This window comes from Streptomyces uncialis (assembly GCF_036250755.1).
Classification (GTDB): Bacteria; Actinomycetota; Actinomycetes; order Streptomycetales; family Streptomycetaceae; genus Streptomyces; species Streptomyces uncialis.
Map to the genome: position 1 here is coordinate 3,171,097 of NZ_CP109583.1, position 13,707 is coordinate 3,184,803.

Sequence of the window (13,707 nt, forward strand, 5' to 3'; positions counted from 1 at the left end):
CCATCCGCTGGACGCGGGTGGGCACCGGGCCCCGGTGCGTGGTGCCCCCCGTACCCTGGTCGTACGTGCCGGTTTCCCCCTTCTGGAGCATGCGTTGTACTTCACCGATCGTGGTATCGAGGAACTGGAGAAGCGGCGGGGCGAGGAGGAGGTCAGCTTCGAGTGGCTCGCGGAGCAGTTGCGGGCGTTCGTGGACCTCAACCCCGACTTCGAGGTCCCGGTGGAACGTCTGGCGACGTGGCTGGCCCGTCTGGACGACGAGGAGGACTGACCGTCCGGGCGGTGCGGGTCGCCTTCGCTCGCGCTTCTGGGTCTGCCCGGGTGAGCGCACTTGTTCCTGTGCCGTCGCTCGGTGGGTGCGCAGTTCCCCGCGCCCCTGGGTTCGCTGTGCTGGGCGCACTTCGTTCCTGAGCCGTCGCTCGGTGGGTGCGCAGTTCCCCGCGCCCCTGGGTCTCCTGTGCTGAGCGCGCTTCGTTCCTGAGCCGTCGCTCGGTGGGTGCGCAGTTCCCCGCGCCCCTATCGGGGGCGCCTCTTGCGGTGGGCCCTTCGTCCCCCGGCCCGCAGCCGGACGACGACAGCGAGGGGGCGCCCCGAAGGGGCGCGGGGAACTGCGCGAAGACGAGGACCGGCCCGCAGCCGAAGAGCGACCGCGAGGGGCAGCGTCCAGGGGCGCGGGGAACTGCGCACCCACGGACGGCCCGCACGGGGAAAAGTACGGTCAGGGGGGTGTACCCAGGGGTGCGGGGAACCGGGCGCGTAGCCCGACCGTGCCCGTCGTGGCGAGGAGGCCGCCGGCCAGGACCAGGGCGGGGCGGCGCCGGTGGACGCCCCAGAGGGCCATCGGCACACCCAAGCCCACCTGCACCACGCACAGCGCCCGTACCACCGGCCCCCACCAGATCCCCGGATCGGCGCCCCCCTCCCCCACCGCCGCCCGCAGGGCGACCCGCAGGACGGGCATGGACGCCCCGGGGGTGACCCCGGGCGGCAGGACCAGCCCCGTCCGCGCGAGCACCGCGACCAGCCCGATCAGCCGGGCCCGCGCGTCCGCGTCCGAGTCGCCGCGGGTCAGTACGTCCAGCGCCTGGAGGTCCAGCACCGGATCGAGGCCGAGCCGCAGCGCGACGGTCCGGACCGCCTCGTCCTCCCCGACGGGTGTCCCGCCCGCGAGCCACTCGTACCCCACGGGCCGCCGGAACCCCGAGGCCAGGACGAAGCCGCTGTGCCCGGGGTCCCACCACAGCGCGAGCACCGGCCACGGTCCGCCGACGGCGAGCGCCCCGGCCCAGCCGGTCACCACCCGTTCCACCGGATCGCCGCCCGTCTCCCGCCAGGGCGCGCCCTCCGGGACCAGTACGGTCCAGCCTTCCCCGGCCGCCGCGGCCCGCATCGGCTCACGGAGCAGCCGGGCGACCGGGGCCACGGTGTCGGGGGTGCCCCGGCACAGCAGCAGCGCCCCGGTGACCGGGGCGGCGTTCTCAGCGGCGGACGGCATGGCACCACGCTAGATCAATGCGTCAGATACGGCTCATCACCGGACAGAAGGGGCGTGCCCCTTGACCTCCGCGATCCGCGATATATCGTGTATTGGAAGAAGACGCGATATGGCGCGTCAATCCCGAACAGGGGAGGTCGGCACCATGTCCGAGTGGTCCGTCGCAGATCCGCAGAAGCTCACCTTCGACGCCCCGCTGACGGAGCTCCACGTGCGGCTCGTCAACGGAACGGTCAATGTCGTGGGCACCGAGAGCAGTTCCGCGCGGCTCCAGGTCTCCGAGATCGAGGGCCCGCCCCTGGTGGTGACCCATGAGGACGGCGTCCTGACGGTCGCGTACGAGGATCTGCCCTGGAAGGGCTTCCTGCGCTGGCTGGACCGCAAGGGCTGGCAGCGCAGCGCGGTGGTCTCGCTGACGGTCCCCGCCGGGACCCGGGTGGAGGTCGGCGTCGTCGGCGCGGGAGCGGTCGTCTCCGGCATCGAGGGGCGCACCGAGGTCAAGGGCATCACCGGTGACACCACCCTCGTCGCGCTCGCGGGCCCCGTCCGCACCGACACGGTCGCCGGGAACATCGAGGCGCACCGGCTGACCGGCGACCTCCGCTTCAACTCCGTGTCCGGCGACCTCACCGTCGTCGAGAGCTCCGGCTCCTCCGTACGGGGCGACTCCGTCAGCGGCTCCATGATCGTGGACCTCGACCCCACCGGCGGCCCCGCCGACATCAGCCTCACCAGCGTCTCCGGCGAGATCGCCGTCCGGCTGCCGCACCCGGCGGACGCCGAGGTCGAGGCGAACACCGCGAGCGGCAGCCTCTCCAACCACTTCGAGGACCTCCGGGTCAGCGGCCAGTGGGGCGCCAAACGGATCACCGGACGGCTCGGCAGCGGCAGCGGAACGCTGAAGGCGAGCACCGTGTCCGGTTCGATCGCCCTGCTGCGCCGGCCGCCCGCCGACCACCACGACTCCCCGCCCGTACCCGACCCCGCCGCCGCGCCCACCGGGGACGGCACCGACCGGAAGGTGCTGTGACATGCCTCCTGTCTTCGCCCATGGCCGACTGCGTCTCTACCTCCTGAAGCTCCTGGACGAGGCCCCCCGGCACGGTTACGAGGTGATCCGCCTCCTGGAGGAGCGCTTCCAGGGGCTCTACGCGCCCTCCGCCGGCACCGTGTACCCGCGGCTGGCCAAGCTGGAGGCCGAGGGGCTGGTCACCCACACCACCGAGGGCGGCCGGAAGGTCTACTCGATCACCGACGCGGGCCGCGCCGAGCTGGCCGGGCGCAGCGGTGAGCTGGCCGATCTGGAGCTGGAGATCGGCGAGTCGGTCGCGGAGCTGGCCGCCGAGATCCGGGACGACGTACGCGGGGCCGCGGGCGATCTGCGCCGCGACATGCGCGCGGCGGCGAAGCAGGCCCGTACGTCCGGCGGCAAGGACTTCCCCGACCCCTCCGACCTGCTCGACGGAGCGTGGGGCGACAAGGAGGCGTGGCAGCGCGCGAAGGACGACATCCGGCGCGCCAAGCAGGAGTGGAAGGACCAGGCCCGGCGCGCCAAGGACGAGAGCCGACGGGCCCGGGACGAGGCCCAGCGGGCCCGCACCCAGGCCCAGGAGGCGCAGGCGCAGGCCCAGGAGCAGGTCCAGCGGATCGCCAGGAAGGTGCAGGAGCAGGTCCAGTCCCACTTCCAGCGCGGCGAGTGGCCGACCGGGGTGCGGGAGGGGCTGTCCGAGCTGGCCAAGGAGTTCGGCGACTTCGGCAAGGACTTCCGCTGGGGCGGCGGACAGCCGACGGCGGCCCCGGAGCCCCCCGCGCCCCCGCAGGACGCGCCGCCCACAAAGCCGGGCGGTCAGGTACCGGACTGGGCCGACGAGGAACCGTCGGGTGATCCGGCGCGTGATCTCGACCGGCTCCTCGACCGGTTCCGGGACGGTATCCGTGACACGGCCCGCGACCACGGTGTCACGGACGCGCAGTTCCGGGAGGCCCGTCGGCATCTGTCCGAGGCGGCGGCGGGGATCGCGGCGGCTCTGCACCCCGGCGGGGCCCGTAGCGACTGATCTCCGCCCCGCCCGCGCGGGTGCGGGTCCCCGTGCGACGGGGGTCCGCACCCGCGCGGGTACTTGGCGGGCCCGCGTCCCTGGGTCCGTCCACCGGGGCGCACTTGCTCCCGTGCAAGTCGTTCGTGGGTGCGCGGTTCCCCGCGGCCCCTTTGGGGCACGTCCTCCCCGTGATGTCTTCGTCCGGGCGTGCGGACGAACGACCACCGCGAGGGGCGCCCGAAAGGGGAACGGGGACGGCTCAGGCGGCCGTGCCGTACAGCACCCGTTCCAGCGCGAGCCGTTCGACGCCATGGTCGGCCAGGACCTCCGCGCCCACCCCCGGCCGGGAGGTCACCGCGAGCAGTACATGGTGGTCGCCGATCTCCCGCTCCCGCCGCCCCAGCGCGATCCGCAGCGACCGCGTCAGCACATCCTTGGACTCCGGGGCGAACGGCACTCTCCCGAACCACCCGCGACGGCCGCCCGCGCGACGGCCGGCGGACGCCAGCGCCCCCGCCCCGTGGCCGTCCTCGACCCGGGTCACCAACTCGTCCACGTCGATCCCGAACCCGGCGAGGGCCTCGGAGTCGGCGCGTGACAGTCCGCCGCGGCGGCGCGCGTCGTCCAGCGCGCGTTCCACGGAGTCCCGTCGCCGGTCGGCGCCCAGCGCGGCGAGCGCGAAGGACGCCCTGCTGCCCTCCCGGTCGAACAACGCGAGGAGCAGATGCTCCTCCCCCACCGTCCGTGCCCCGGCCCGTTCGGCGTGCCCGAGCGCGTCGACGACCACGGCCCGCGCGTCCTTGGTGAACCGTTCGAACATCACTGCCTCCCGTGCTTCTTGTGCACCGCTTGCCTGCTGACACCCAGTTCGGCCGCGATCTCCTGCCACGACCAGCCCTGCGCGCGGGCCGCGCGCACCTGGACAGCCTCCAGCCGCTCCAGCAGCCGGCGCAGTGCGGCGACCGCCCGGAGTCCGACCCTCGGGTCGCGGTCACCCGCCCGCGCGGCGAGATCCGTTGCTTCGGTCATGATGTCAACGTACATTGACACCCGGCACGCGTCAACCAAAATTGACAGCCGGAGCACGGAGGCAGCCCCGCACCGAGACGCGCGCTCCGGCTACACGGTCAGCACGATCTTCCCGAACTGGCCCCCCGCCTCCATCCGCTCGAATCCCTCCCGGGCCCGGTCCAGCGGCAGCACCTCGTCGATCACGGGGCGCACCCCCGCCGACGCGCAGAAGGCCAGCAGATCCTCCAGCTCGTCCTTCGACCCCATGGTCGAGCCGACGATCCGCAGCTCCAGGAAGAACACCCGGGTCAGCTCCGCGTGCGAGGGCGCGTCACCGCTGGTGGCACCGGAGATCACCAGCGTGCCGCCGGGCCGCAGGGACCTGACCGAGTGCGACCAGGTGGCCGCCCCCACGGTCTCGATCACGGCGTCCACCCGCTGCGGCAGCCGCGCGCCCGCAGGCAGCGCCTCCACCGCGCCCAGCTCCAGGGCCCTCGCGCGCTTGGCCTCGTCCCGGCTGGTGGCGAACACCCGCAGCCCGGCGGCCTTGCCCAGCACGATGGCGGCGGTGGCGACGCCCCCGCCGGCGCCCTGCACCAGGACGGAGTCCCCGGGCCGCACCCCCGCGTTGGTGAAGAGCATCCGGTACGCGGTGAGCCAGGCGGTCGGCAGGCACGCGGCCTCCTCGAACGACAGCCCGGACGGCTTGGGCAGGACGTTCCACACCGGTACGGTGACCTGCTCGGCGAAGGTGCCCTGATACTTCTCCGTCAGGATGGACCGGCCCTCACGGGGTCCGACACCGTGACCGGTCTGGCCGATCACCGAGTGCAGGACGACCTCGTTGCCGTCCTGGTCCACCCCGGCGGCGTCACAGCCGAGGATCATCGGAAGCTTGTCCTCCGCGAGCCCGACCCCCCGCAGGGACCACAGGTCGTGATGGTTCAGCGAGGCGGCGCGGACATTCACGGTGGTCCACCCGTCCCGGGCCACCGGGGCGGGACGTTCCCCCAGCTCCAGCCCGTTCAGCGGGTGATCACGGTCGATACGAGCGGCATAGGCAGCGAACATGCCGCGACGATAGGCCCCACCCCACCCCCAAGGAACACCCCACCCCCGTGACACCCCGCACACCCACAAACACGCCCAGCCCAGCGGCCCCAGGGGCGCGACCCAAGGGGCGCGGGGAACTGCGCACCCCCGGACGACCCGCACAGGAACAAGTACGTCCAGGTGTGGAACCCCAGGGGCGCGAGGAACCGCGCACCCACGAACGGCCCGCACAGGAACAAGTACGCCCAGGGGTGGAACCCCAGAGGCGCGGGGAACCGCGCGAGCAACCAAGGACCATCCGCACCCGAACGGAACCGTAAGGGGCGCGACCTAAGGGGCGCGGGGAACTGCGCACCCCCGTCCGACCCGCACGGGAACGGAGTACGCCCAGCACACGAAACCCAGGGGCGCGGGGAACTGCGCACCCACGGACGGCCCGCACAGGAACGGAGTACGCCCACCCGGACAAACCCCAGAAGCGCAAGCGAAGGCGCCCCGCACAGGAACAACGCCCCAGGGAACGCCGAACGCCCCCGGCCCGGGGCAGCAGCCCAGGAACCGGAGGCGAAGCAAAACGGCGGAGCACCCCGCACGGGGCTTCGCACGGAGCTCAGCGACGGGCGACACCCTCCGCCCGCGCCGCCGCGGCCACCGCCGCGGTCACCGCCGGAGCGACCCGCTCGTCGAACGGCGAGGGAATCACGTAATCCGCGGCCAGGTCGTCCCCGACGACCCCGGCCAACGCGTTGGCGGCCGCGATCTTCATCCCCTCCGTGATCCGCGACGCCCGCACCTGGAGCGCCCCGGCGAAGATCCCGGGGAAGGCGAGGACGTTGTTGATCTGGTTGGGGAAGTCGGACCGCCCGGTCGCCACGACGGCCGCGTACTTGTGCGCGACCGTGGGGTGCACCTCGGGCTCCGGGTTGGCCATGGCGAACACGAACGACCGGGGGGCCATCGACGCGACCGCCGCTTCCGGCACCGTCCCGCCGGACACCCCGATGAAGACGTCCGCCCCGGCGAGCGCCGCTTCGAGGCTGCCGCTCAGCCCGGCCCGGTTGGTGATCTCCGCGAGCTCCCGCTTGACCGGGTTGAGGTCGTCCCGGTCCCGGCTGACGACACCCTTGCGGTCGGCGACGGCGACGTCCCCGATCCCCGCTTCGAGCAGGAACTTGGAGATGGCGACCCCGGCGGCACCCGCCCCGGAGATCACCGCGCGCAGATCCCCGAGCGTGCGCCCGGTCAGCTTCGCGGCGTTGCGCAGGGCCGCGAGCGTGACGACGGCCGTCCCGTGCTGGTCGTCGTGGAAGACCGGGATGTCGAGCGCCTCCTGGAGCCTGCGCTCGATCTCGAAGCAGCGCGGCGCGGAGATGTCCTCCAGATTGACACCGCCGAAGGAGGGCGCGAGCCGCACGACGGTCTCGATGATCTCGTCGGTGTCCTTGGTGGCGAGCGCGATCGGCACCGCGTCGACGCCGGCGAACTGCTTGAACAGGATCGCCTTGCCCTCCATGACGGGCAAGGACGCCTCGGGACCGATGTCCCCGAGGCCGAGGACGGCGGTACCGTCCGTCACGACGGCCACGACCTGCGACTTCCACGTGTAGTCATGGACCAGGTCGGGCTGCTCGGCGATGGCGCTGCACACTCGGGCGACACCGGGGGTGTACGCCAGGGAAAGGTCGTCCTTGTCACGGACGGGGACGGTCGCCTGGACGGCCATCTTGCCGCCCCGGTGGAGCGCGAACACCGGATCGAAGGAATCGAGGGGCTCCCCCCCGGCCTCGTGACCCGCACTGCCCTGGACGCGCGTCGCACCGGCGGTGTCGCTGTCGCTGCGAGGATTGACGATCTCCGCTGCCACTGTCTTTACCCCTTAAATCTGTACTCGTTGAGGGTGGCCACTCCTGGTAAAGGGGTGGGCGGGCACCGCGCCGGAATCCGCAGTCGCGAAACGTCCGTACGCCGGTGAGGCGTACGGGACCGGCACGACGGGCGCGCCGCACACGCGCCCAGAGCCCCGGATAGGGGTGTAAAGAACCTTCTTACCGGACGGACGGTGTCATGGACGAGTCCACCCCGTCGCGGTGACGTGACTCATAGCCGAATTTCATGAAGATAGGGACAACCGGCCGAAATGTCGATACATACCCTTGATCGACGGTACGACCGAATCGCTCCACCCCGGGTGCACCGAAGATTTTCCGGCGGCCGGGTTCCGGACCCGCAGAAGGTGCGGTCGGGATGTACCGGCCTGTCGGGGTTCGGGTTCGACCTGTTATCCGATTTTGACATGGCTGCGCCGTTGAACGACCTGGTCCGAATGGCAAGATGCCGTCATCACACGTGGTCGCGACACCCGAAGGTGTGTGCCCGCCGACCACCGGCTATTCACCCACCTGCCGGAGGAATCCACCATGACCGCACGCTCCACCCGTCGCTCGTTCGCCGCGAAGTCCGGGCAGTCACGGCTCGCCGCGATCGGCGCGATCGCGGTCGCCGGCTCGCTGCTCCTGAGCGGCTGTGGTGACCAGACCAAGGAGAAGGCCGAGGACAGCGGGGACAGCGGCCGCGAGAGCGCCGCCGCCGCCCCGCTCGCCGACAAGCTCCCGAAGGCCGTCCGCGACAAGGGCGAGATCAAGGTCGGCTCGGACATCGCGTACGCGCCCGTCGAGTTCAAGGACGACTCCGGCAAGACGGTCGGTATCGACCCGGACATCGCCGCCGCCATCGGCAAGCAGCTCGGCGTGGACTTCGTCTTCGAGAACGGCACCTTCGACACCCTGATCACCGGGCTGCGCTCCAAGCGGTACGACCTCGCGATGTCCGCGATGACCGACACCAAGGACCGCCAGAACGGCGTCGACGGCGACACCGGCAAGAAGGTCGGCGAGGGCGTCGACTTCGTCGACTACTTCAACGCCGGCGTCTCCATCTACACGCCCAAGGGCAAGACCCAGAACATCAAGGGCTGGGACGACCTCTGCGGCAAGAAGATCGTGGTGCAGCGCGGCACGGTCTCCCACGACCTCGCCAAGGCGCAGGCCAAGGAGTGCCCGTCCGGCAAGAAGCTCGCGATCGAGCCGTACGACAACGACCAGCAGGCCCAGACCCGGCTGCGTTCGGGCGGCGCCGACGCCGGTTCGTCGGACTTCCCGGTCGCCGCGTACGCGGTGAAGACGTCCGGCGGCGGCAAGGACTTCGAGCTCGTCGGTGACCAGGTCGAGGCCGCCCCGTACGGCATCGCCGTGGCCAAGGGCAACGACGAGCTGCGGGACGCCGTCCAGGCGGGCCTGGACGCGATCATCAAGAACGGTGAGTACGACAAGATCATCGCCAAGTGGGGCGTCGAGGCGGGAGCCGTAAAGGAGGCCGTGGTCAACGGCGGCAAGTGACCCCACGCACCCCGCTACGCCGACCAGGCCACTGAAAGGCAAGACCCGTGTCCGTCGACATTGACAAGACGGGCGGCGGCCCCCCGGCCCCGCCGCCCGCCCGGCCGGAGGCCATCAAGGCCGTCCCGGTCCGGCACTACGGGCGGTACATCGCCGCCGTGGTCGCCATCGCCCTGCTCGCCTCGATCGTCTACGCGTTCGCGCAGGGCAAGATCAACTGGGGTGCGGTCCCCGACTACTTCTTCGACGACCGCATCCTCAAGGGGGTCGGCAGCACCCTGCTGCTGACCGCCCTGTCCATGCTGATCGGCATCGGCGGCGGCATCCTGCTCGCGGTGATGCGGCTGTCGAAGAACCCGGTGACCTCGTCCATCGCGTGGTTCTACATCTGGTTCTTCCGGGGCACCCCGGTCCTCGTCCAGCTCTTCGTCTGGTTCAACCTGGGCCTGGTCTTCGAGTACATCAACCTCGGCTTCGTCTACAAGGACTACTGGTCGAGCTTCATGACGCCGTTCCTGACGGCGCTGCTCGGCCTCGGTCTCAACGAGGCCGCGTACATGGCGGAGATCTGCCGGGCGGGTCTGCTGTCGGTGGACGAGGGCCAGACCGAGGCGTCGCACGCGCTCGGGATGAGTCATCAGAAGACCCTGCGGCGGATCGTGATCCCGCAGGCGATGCGGGTGATCGTGCCCCCCACGGGCAATGAGGTCATCAACATGCTGAAGACGACCTCATTGGTGTCGGCGGTGCAGTACTACGAGCTACTGAAATACGCCCAGGACATCGGACAGACCTCGGGCGCCCCGGTGGAGATGCTCTTCCTCGCCGCCGCCTGGTACCTGATCATGACGTCGGTCCTGAGCGTCGGCCAGTACTACGTGGAGCGGTACTACGCGCGCGGCTCCAGCCGCCAGCTGCCGCCCACGCCCTGGCAGAAGGTCAGGAAGCATGTGTTCTCCCTGTCCAGCCGAAAGGGGGCCACGGCATGAGCGCGATGGTGAAGGCCGAAGGCGTCCACAAGTCGTACGGCAATGTCGAGGTGCTCAAGGGCATCGACCTGGAGGTCGCCACCGGTGAGGTGTTCTGCCTCATCGGCCCGTCCGGTTCCGGCAAGTCGACGTTCCTGCGCTGCATCAACCACCTGGAGAAGGTCAACGCCGGGCGGCTGTACGTGGACGGCGAGCTCGTCGGCTACCGCCAGAAGGGCGACAAGCTGTACGAGCTGAAGGACAACGAGGTCGCGCTGAAGCGGCGTGACATCGGCATGGTGTTCCAGCGGTTCAACCTCTTCCCGCACATGACCGCCCTCCAGAACATCTGCGAGGCGCCGATCCAGGTGAAGCGCGTGCCCGCGCGGCAGGCCCGGGAACGGGCCGCGCAGCTCCTGGAGCGGGTCGGGCTCGCGGACAAGGCGGACAGCTATCCCTCGCAGCTGTCCGGCGGACAGCAGCAGCGGGTCGCGATCGCGCGCGCCCTGGCGATGGACCCCAAGCTGATGCTGTTCGACGAGCCGACCTCCGCGCTCGACCCCGAACTCGTCGGCGATGTGCTCGACGTGATGCGTGATCTCGCGGAGTCCGGGATGACGATGGTGGTCGTGACGCACGAGATGGGCTTCGCGCGGGAGGTGGGCGACTCGCTCGTCTTCATGGACGGCGGTGTGGTGGTCGAGTCGGGCGACCCCCGCGAGGTCCTGACGAACCCCCAGCACGAACGCACCCGGTCCTTCCTGTCCAAGGTCCTGTGACCCGGACCTGACGAGGGACACCCGAGGGGCGGTACGAACTACTCGTACCGCCCCTCGCCCGTTCCCCGGAATGAGGACAGGGCCCGCACCCCAAGAGGACAGAGCCCGCGCCCCGAAGGGACACGGCGCGCACCCCGGACGCGACCGGTGTACGTCCGGAACGGGCAGCCGCGCGCCCCGAGAGGACAGACGCGTGTCCTACTTCAGGGCGAGGACCATCCCGTCGGACGGCGAGCCCCACACCCCACGGGCCTCCGAGAACCCGCTGCCGCGCAAGGCCCGGACATGCCAGTCGAGCGGTGGGGTGTCCCCGTCCGCGTGCTCCCCGTAGATCTCGAACCGCCGGGCCGTGGGCTCCGCGAGGACCGGGTCCCGCCCCACCAGCTCCCACCATCGGGCCCAGTCGAGCGCGCCGTCCTCGCGGGCCCGTTCCCGCCGGGCCCGGCGCAGGACGGCCTCCGCCTCGTTGATCCGGGGCGTCGAGCCGTCGACCATGTGGTCGGCGTTCATGAACACGCCCCCGTCCCGGACGATCCCGGCGATCCGCCCGTAGAGCTTGGCGAGCGGATCGAGGTGCAGCCAGTGCAGGGCGGTCGCGGTGAGCACGGCGTCGTACGTGTCGTGCGGCAGCCGGTCGACCCAGTCGGGTTCCTTGAGGTCGGCCGTCACGAAGGTGACGCGGTCGTCGCCCTCGAAGGTCCCCTCGGCGATCGCCAGCAGCGCGGGATCGAGATCGACACCGGTACTTCGCGCGTTCGGGAACCTCGTCAGCAGGCGATCCGTAATACTCCCCGTACCGCACGCGAGGTCCAGCACCCGGGGCGCGGGCCCGGCGAACGCCTCGACCATGTCCAGCATGACCCGGAACCGCTCCTCGCGGTCGGGCATGTACCACTCCTGCTGCCGGTCCCAGCTCTCCTGCCAGGCCCGCCAGTCGGCTCCGGTCGTGGTCCCGGTCATCGGTCCGCTCCTCTCACCCGTACGGCCGTACGAAAGGCTCCAGGGCCCGCGGACGGCCGTTCCGGCCGGGCGGGCGTGCGGAATCCCCGGAAGGACCCGGCATCCCTGGGAGCCACCCGATCGACGTAATACCCTTGAACGACAAGCAGCCATTACCCATCGTGTGCACGACGACCATAGACGGCCCCCGTAAGGACTACAAGTGGAACTGGCCTATTACTCGGACTACGCCGTACGTCTGGTCAACAGCGAGGAGCCGGTACGGGGCAAGGACACCCTGACCTCGGTGGACGCCGTCCGTGACCTGTTCGGCGCGAACAAGTCGGCCGCGCGTCGGACCACGGACTCGGACGTGACCCGCTTCCGGTCGGTGCGCGCCCGGCTGCGCGCGGTCTTCGAGGCGGCCGACACCGGGGACGAGACGCTCGCGGTGGACCTGCTGAACTCGCTGCTGATGGAGTTCCCGGTCAGCCCCCAGATCTCCGGCCACGACGACCGCGACGACAGCGGCGACCCGCTGTGGCACATGCACCTCGCGGACCACCCGTCGAACGCCACCGCCGGGTACGCGGCCATCGCCTCGATGGGGCTGGCCATCCATCTCACCGAGTACGGGGTGGACCGCCTCGGCCTGTGCGAGGCGGCCCCGTGCCGCAACGCCTATCTGGACACCTCGACCAACCGCTCCCGGCGCTACTGCTCGGACCGCTGCGCGACCCGGGCGAACGTGGCCGCCTACCGGGCCCGCAAGCGTCTGGAGGCCGACCGCGCGGCCGACGGACCGCCGCCCGCGAGTACGGGCCGCACCGCCGAGAACGCCCAGGAGAGCGCCCCCGCCCAGGGCCGCTGACCGGACTCCCGGCGGCGCGGCCGGTACCGCGCGAGGACCCGCCCGAGGACGAACTCCTCGGGCACCGTCCCGTACACCGTGCTGTCCGCGCCGGCCGTCGGGTTGTCGGCGAGCACCCACCAGCCGCCCCGGCGCCGCTCGACGGCCCGCTTGACGATGAGCAGGTTCTGCTGGAGCGGGTGGCGCAGGACGACGACCTGGCCGGGCCTCACCCGGGCGCCGTAGCGGACCAGCACCTGGTCGCCGTGGTAGAGGGTCGGCACCATCGACGGACCCTCCACCTCGGCCAGCCCGAACACCGCGCGGGCCGCCCCTTCCTCCGCTGCGTCCGGCATCAGCAACCTCCCGAATCGTTCCGTCACACGTCCCGGTCCGCCCCCGGACTTTTGTCCTAAGCCCATGGGGGCACCCGCGAAAACCACTCACCCACGGAGTAATGTCCCACCTGAGAAGACGATCACGAGGAAGGACAGCTCCATGCTCTCCCGCCTGTTTGCCCCCAAGGTCAAGGTCAGCGCACACTGCGACCTGCCCTGCGGCGTGTACGACCCGGCCCAGGCCCGCATCGAGGCGGAGTCGGTGAAGGCCGTGCAGGACAAGATGGCCGCCAACAACGACCCGCACTACCAGGCTCGCGCCACGGTCATCAAGGAGCAGCGCGCCGAACTGGCCAAGCACCACGTCACGGTCCTGTGGAGCGACTACTTCAAGCCCCCGCACTTCGAGAAGTACCCGGAGCTGCACACCCTGGTCAACGACACCCTGAAGGCCCTCTCGGCCGCCAAGGCGTCGACCGACCCGGCGACGGGCCAGAAGGCCCTGGACCACATCGCCCAGATCGACAAGATCTTCTGGGAGACCAAGCAGGGCTGATCCATCAGCCCAGGCCCGCGCGGGCTGCCGCGCAGGTCGAAAGCGTACGAGGAGGGCCCGCCCGCCGGGCCCTCCTCGTGTCGTCACGCCATGCCACCGGCTCCACCGCAGGCGCGGCGGCCGTCACGACGGTTCCCTGAGCTCACGTGCGACCTGCCCGGCGGCGATCCGCGGAGTTCCGCCGTACCGACAGTGCCGGGACGGTGGAGAGCGCCGACAAGCGTCACTCGCCCCCGCCCCCGTCCCCCTTCCCGCACCTCGGGCAGCGGCACGGCGGCCACGCC

The 13,707-nt window shown here is 71.1% G+C and carries 15 protein-coding genes; 8 read left to right on the forward strand and 7 right to left on the reverse strand.

The features are described 5' to 3' along the window. The first annotated feature begins 94 nt into the window (after window positions 1-94). Window positions 95-271, forward strand: coding sequence for a DUF6104 family protein (locus OG711_RS12860; protein ID WP_099284549.1), 177 nt, complete (start codon window positions 95-97; stop codon window positions 269-271). Window positions 272-718: 447 nt separating this feature from the next. Here the strand turns inward: OG711_RS12860 and OG711_RS12865 are convergent, their stop codons facing one another. Then, window positions 719-1,495, reverse strand: a complete 777-nt coding sequence (locus OG711_RS12865) for a hypothetical protein (protein ID WP_329559303.1) — start codon at window positions 1,493-1,495, stop codon at window positions 719-721. A 145-nt stretch (window positions 1,496-1,640) separates the two neighbouring features. Here OG711_RS12865 and OG711_RS12870 point away from each other — a divergent pair, with 145 nt between their 5' ends. Both OG711_RS12870 and OG711_RS12875 read left to right on the forward strand, forming a co-directional pair. Then, window positions 1,641-2,525: a DUF4097 family beta strand repeat-containing protein gene (locus OG711_RS12870; protein ID WP_073784871.1), complete on the forward strand. Its 885-nt coding sequence runs from the start codon at window positions 1,641-1,643 to the stop codon at window positions 2,523-2,525. Window position 2,526: 1 nt separating this feature from the next. After that, a complete protein-coding gene (locus OG711_RS12875) occupies window positions 2,527-3,552 on the forward strand; it encodes a PadR family transcriptional regulator (protein WP_266507987.1) in 1,026 nt (341 codons plus the stop codon). A 241-nt stretch (window positions 3,553-3,793) separates the two neighbouring features. Here OG711_RS12875 and OG711_RS12880 read toward each other — a convergent pair whose 3' ends face one another. The 4 genes from OG711_RS12880 to OG711_RS12895 all read right to left on the reverse strand — a co-directional run bounded on the left by OG711_RS12880 (window position 3,794) and on the right by OG711_RS12895 (window position 7,462). Beyond that, window positions 3,794-4,354, reverse strand: coding sequence for a Clp protease N-terminal domain-containing protein (locus OG711_RS12880; protein WP_329559304.1), 561 nt, complete (start codon window positions 4,352-4,354; stop codon window positions 3,794-3,796). After that, on the reverse strand, window positions 4,354-4,563 hold the full coding sequence (locus tag OG711_RS12885; RefSeq protein WP_073784865.1) for a helix-turn-helix domain-containing protein: 210 nt from the start codon (window positions 4,561-4,563) through the stop codon (window positions 4,354-4,356). Before OG711_RS12885 ends, OG711_RS12880 begins: the two co-directional genes overlap by 1 nt. 90 nt (window positions 4,564-4,653) lie before the next feature. Then, complete coding sequence (locus OG711_RS12890) at window positions 4,654-5,616, reverse strand: zinc-binding dehydrogenase (RefSeq protein WP_329559305.1); 963 nt, start codon at window positions 5,614-5,616, stop codon at window positions 4,654-4,656. A gap of 592 nt (window positions 5,617-6,208) precedes the next feature. Then, complete coding sequence (locus tag OG711_RS12895; protein WP_073784861.1) at window positions 6,209-7,462, reverse strand: NAD(P)-dependent malic enzyme; 1,254 nt, start codon at window positions 7,460-7,462, stop codon at window positions 6,209-6,211. Between the two features lie 553 nt (window positions 7,463-8,015). Here OG711_RS12895 and OG711_RS12900 point away from each other — a divergent pair. The 3 genes from OG711_RS12900 to OG711_RS12910 are packed head-to-tail and all read left to right on the forward strand — an operon-like array spanning window position 8,016 to window position 10,740. Beyond that, window positions 8,016-8,993, forward strand: coding sequence for an ABC transporter substrate-binding protein (locus tag OG711_RS12900; RefSeq protein ID WP_073784859.1), 978 nt, complete (start codon window positions 8,016-8,018; stop codon window positions 8,991-8,993). 47 nt (window positions 8,994-9,040) lie between these two features. Beyond that, window positions 9,041-9,982: an amino acid ABC transporter permease gene (locus OG711_RS12905; RefSeq protein WP_073784856.1), complete on the forward strand. Its 942-nt coding sequence runs from the start codon at window positions 9,041-9,043 to the stop codon at window positions 9,980-9,982. Further along, window positions 9,979-10,740 (forward strand): amino acid ABC transporter ATP-binding protein, encoded by a 762-nt coding sequence (locus OG711_RS12910; RefSeq protein ID WP_329559306.1) that lies wholly within the window; start codon window positions 9,979-9,981, stop codon window positions 10,738-10,740. The genes OG711_RS12905 and OG711_RS12910 overlap by 4 nt, the downstream gene beginning before the upstream one ends. A 198-nt stretch (window positions 10,741-10,938) precedes the next feature. Here OG711_RS12910 and OG711_RS12915 read toward each other — a convergent pair whose 3' ends face one another. Further along, window positions 10,939-11,700 carry a class I SAM-dependent methyltransferase gene (locus tag OG711_RS12915; RefSeq protein ID WP_329559307.1) on the reverse strand — a complete coding sequence of 254 codons (762 nt, stop codon included), beginning with the start codon at window positions 11,698-11,700 and terminating at the stop codon, window positions 10,939-10,941. Between the two features lie 202 nt (window positions 11,701-11,902). On the opposite strand from OG711_RS12915, the gene OG711_RS12920 reads away from it, so the two are divergent. Then, window positions 11,903-12,550 carry a CGNR zinc finger domain-containing protein gene (locus tag OG711_RS12920; RefSeq protein WP_073784848.1) on the forward strand — a complete coding sequence of 216 codons (648 nt, stop codon included), beginning with the start codon at window positions 11,903-11,905 and terminating at the stop codon, window positions 12,548-12,550. On the opposite strand, the gene sodX is transcribed toward OG711_RS12920, so the two are convergent. Then, on the reverse strand, window positions 12,436-12,885 hold the full coding sequence (gene sodX, locus OG711_RS12925; RefSeq protein ID WP_073784846.1) for a nickel-type superoxide dismutase maturation protease: 450 nt from the start codon (window positions 12,883-12,885) through the stop codon (window positions 12,436-12,438). The two genes, OG711_RS12920 and sodX, sit on opposite strands and share 115 nt — an antisense overlap. A gap of 142 nt (window positions 12,886-13,027) precedes the next feature. Between sodX and sodN the strand changes: the two genes are divergently transcribed. Next, window positions 13,028-13,423 (forward strand): superoxide dismutase, Ni, encoded by a 396-nt coding sequence (gene sodN / locus OG711_RS12930; protein ID WP_073784844.1) that lies wholly within the window; start codon window positions 13,028-13,030, stop codon window positions 13,421-13,423. The last annotated feature ends 284 nt before the right edge of the window (window positions 13,424-13,707 follow it).

Excerpts from the sequence above, each read along its gene's own strand:
- OG711_RS12865 (WP_329559303.1), bottom strand. The coding sequence starts at position 1,495 with ATGCCGTCCGCCGCTGAGAACGCCGCCCCGGTCACCGGGGCGCTGCTG.
- OG711_RS12870 (WP_073784871.1), top strand. The coding sequence starts at position 1,641 with ATGTCCGAGTGGTCCGTCGCAGATCCGCAGAAGCTCACCTTCGACGCC.
- OG711_RS12875 (WP_266507987.1), top strand. The coding sequence starts at position 2,527 with ATGCCTCCTGTCTTCGCCCATGGCCGACTGCGTCTCTACCTCCTGAAG.
- OG711_RS12880 (WP_329559304.1), bottom strand. The coding sequence starts at position 4,354 with ATGTTCGAACGGTTCACCAAGGACGCGCGGGCCGTGGTCGTCGACGCG.
- OG711_RS12885 (WP_073784865.1), bottom strand. The coding sequence starts at position 4,563 with ATGACCGAAGCAACGGATCTCGCCGCGCGGGCGGGTGACCGCGACCCG.
- OG711_RS12890 (WP_329559305.1), bottom strand. The coding sequence starts at position 5,616 with ATGTTCGCTGCCTATGCCGCTCGTATCGACCGTGATCACCCGCTGAAC.
- OG711_RS12900 (WP_073784859.1), top strand. The coding sequence starts at position 8,016 with ATGACCGCACGCTCCACCCGTCGCTCGTTCGCCGCGAAGTCCGGGCAG.
- OG711_RS12910 (WP_329559306.1), top strand. The coding sequence starts at position 9,979 with ATGAGCGCGATGGTGAAGGCCGAAGGCGTCCACAAGTCGTACGGCAAT.
- OG711_RS12915 (WP_329559307.1), bottom strand. The coding sequence starts at position 11,700 with ATGACCGGGACCACGACCGGAGCCGACTGGCGGGCCTGGCAGGAGAGC.
- sodX (WP_073784846.1), bottom strand. The coding sequence starts at position 12,885 with ATGCCGGACGCAGCGGAGGAAGGGGCGGCCCGCGCGGTGTTCGGGCTG.
- sodN (WP_073784844.1), top strand. The coding sequence starts at position 13,028 with ATGCTCTCCCGCCTGTTTGCCCCCAAGGTCAAGGTCAGCGCACACTGC.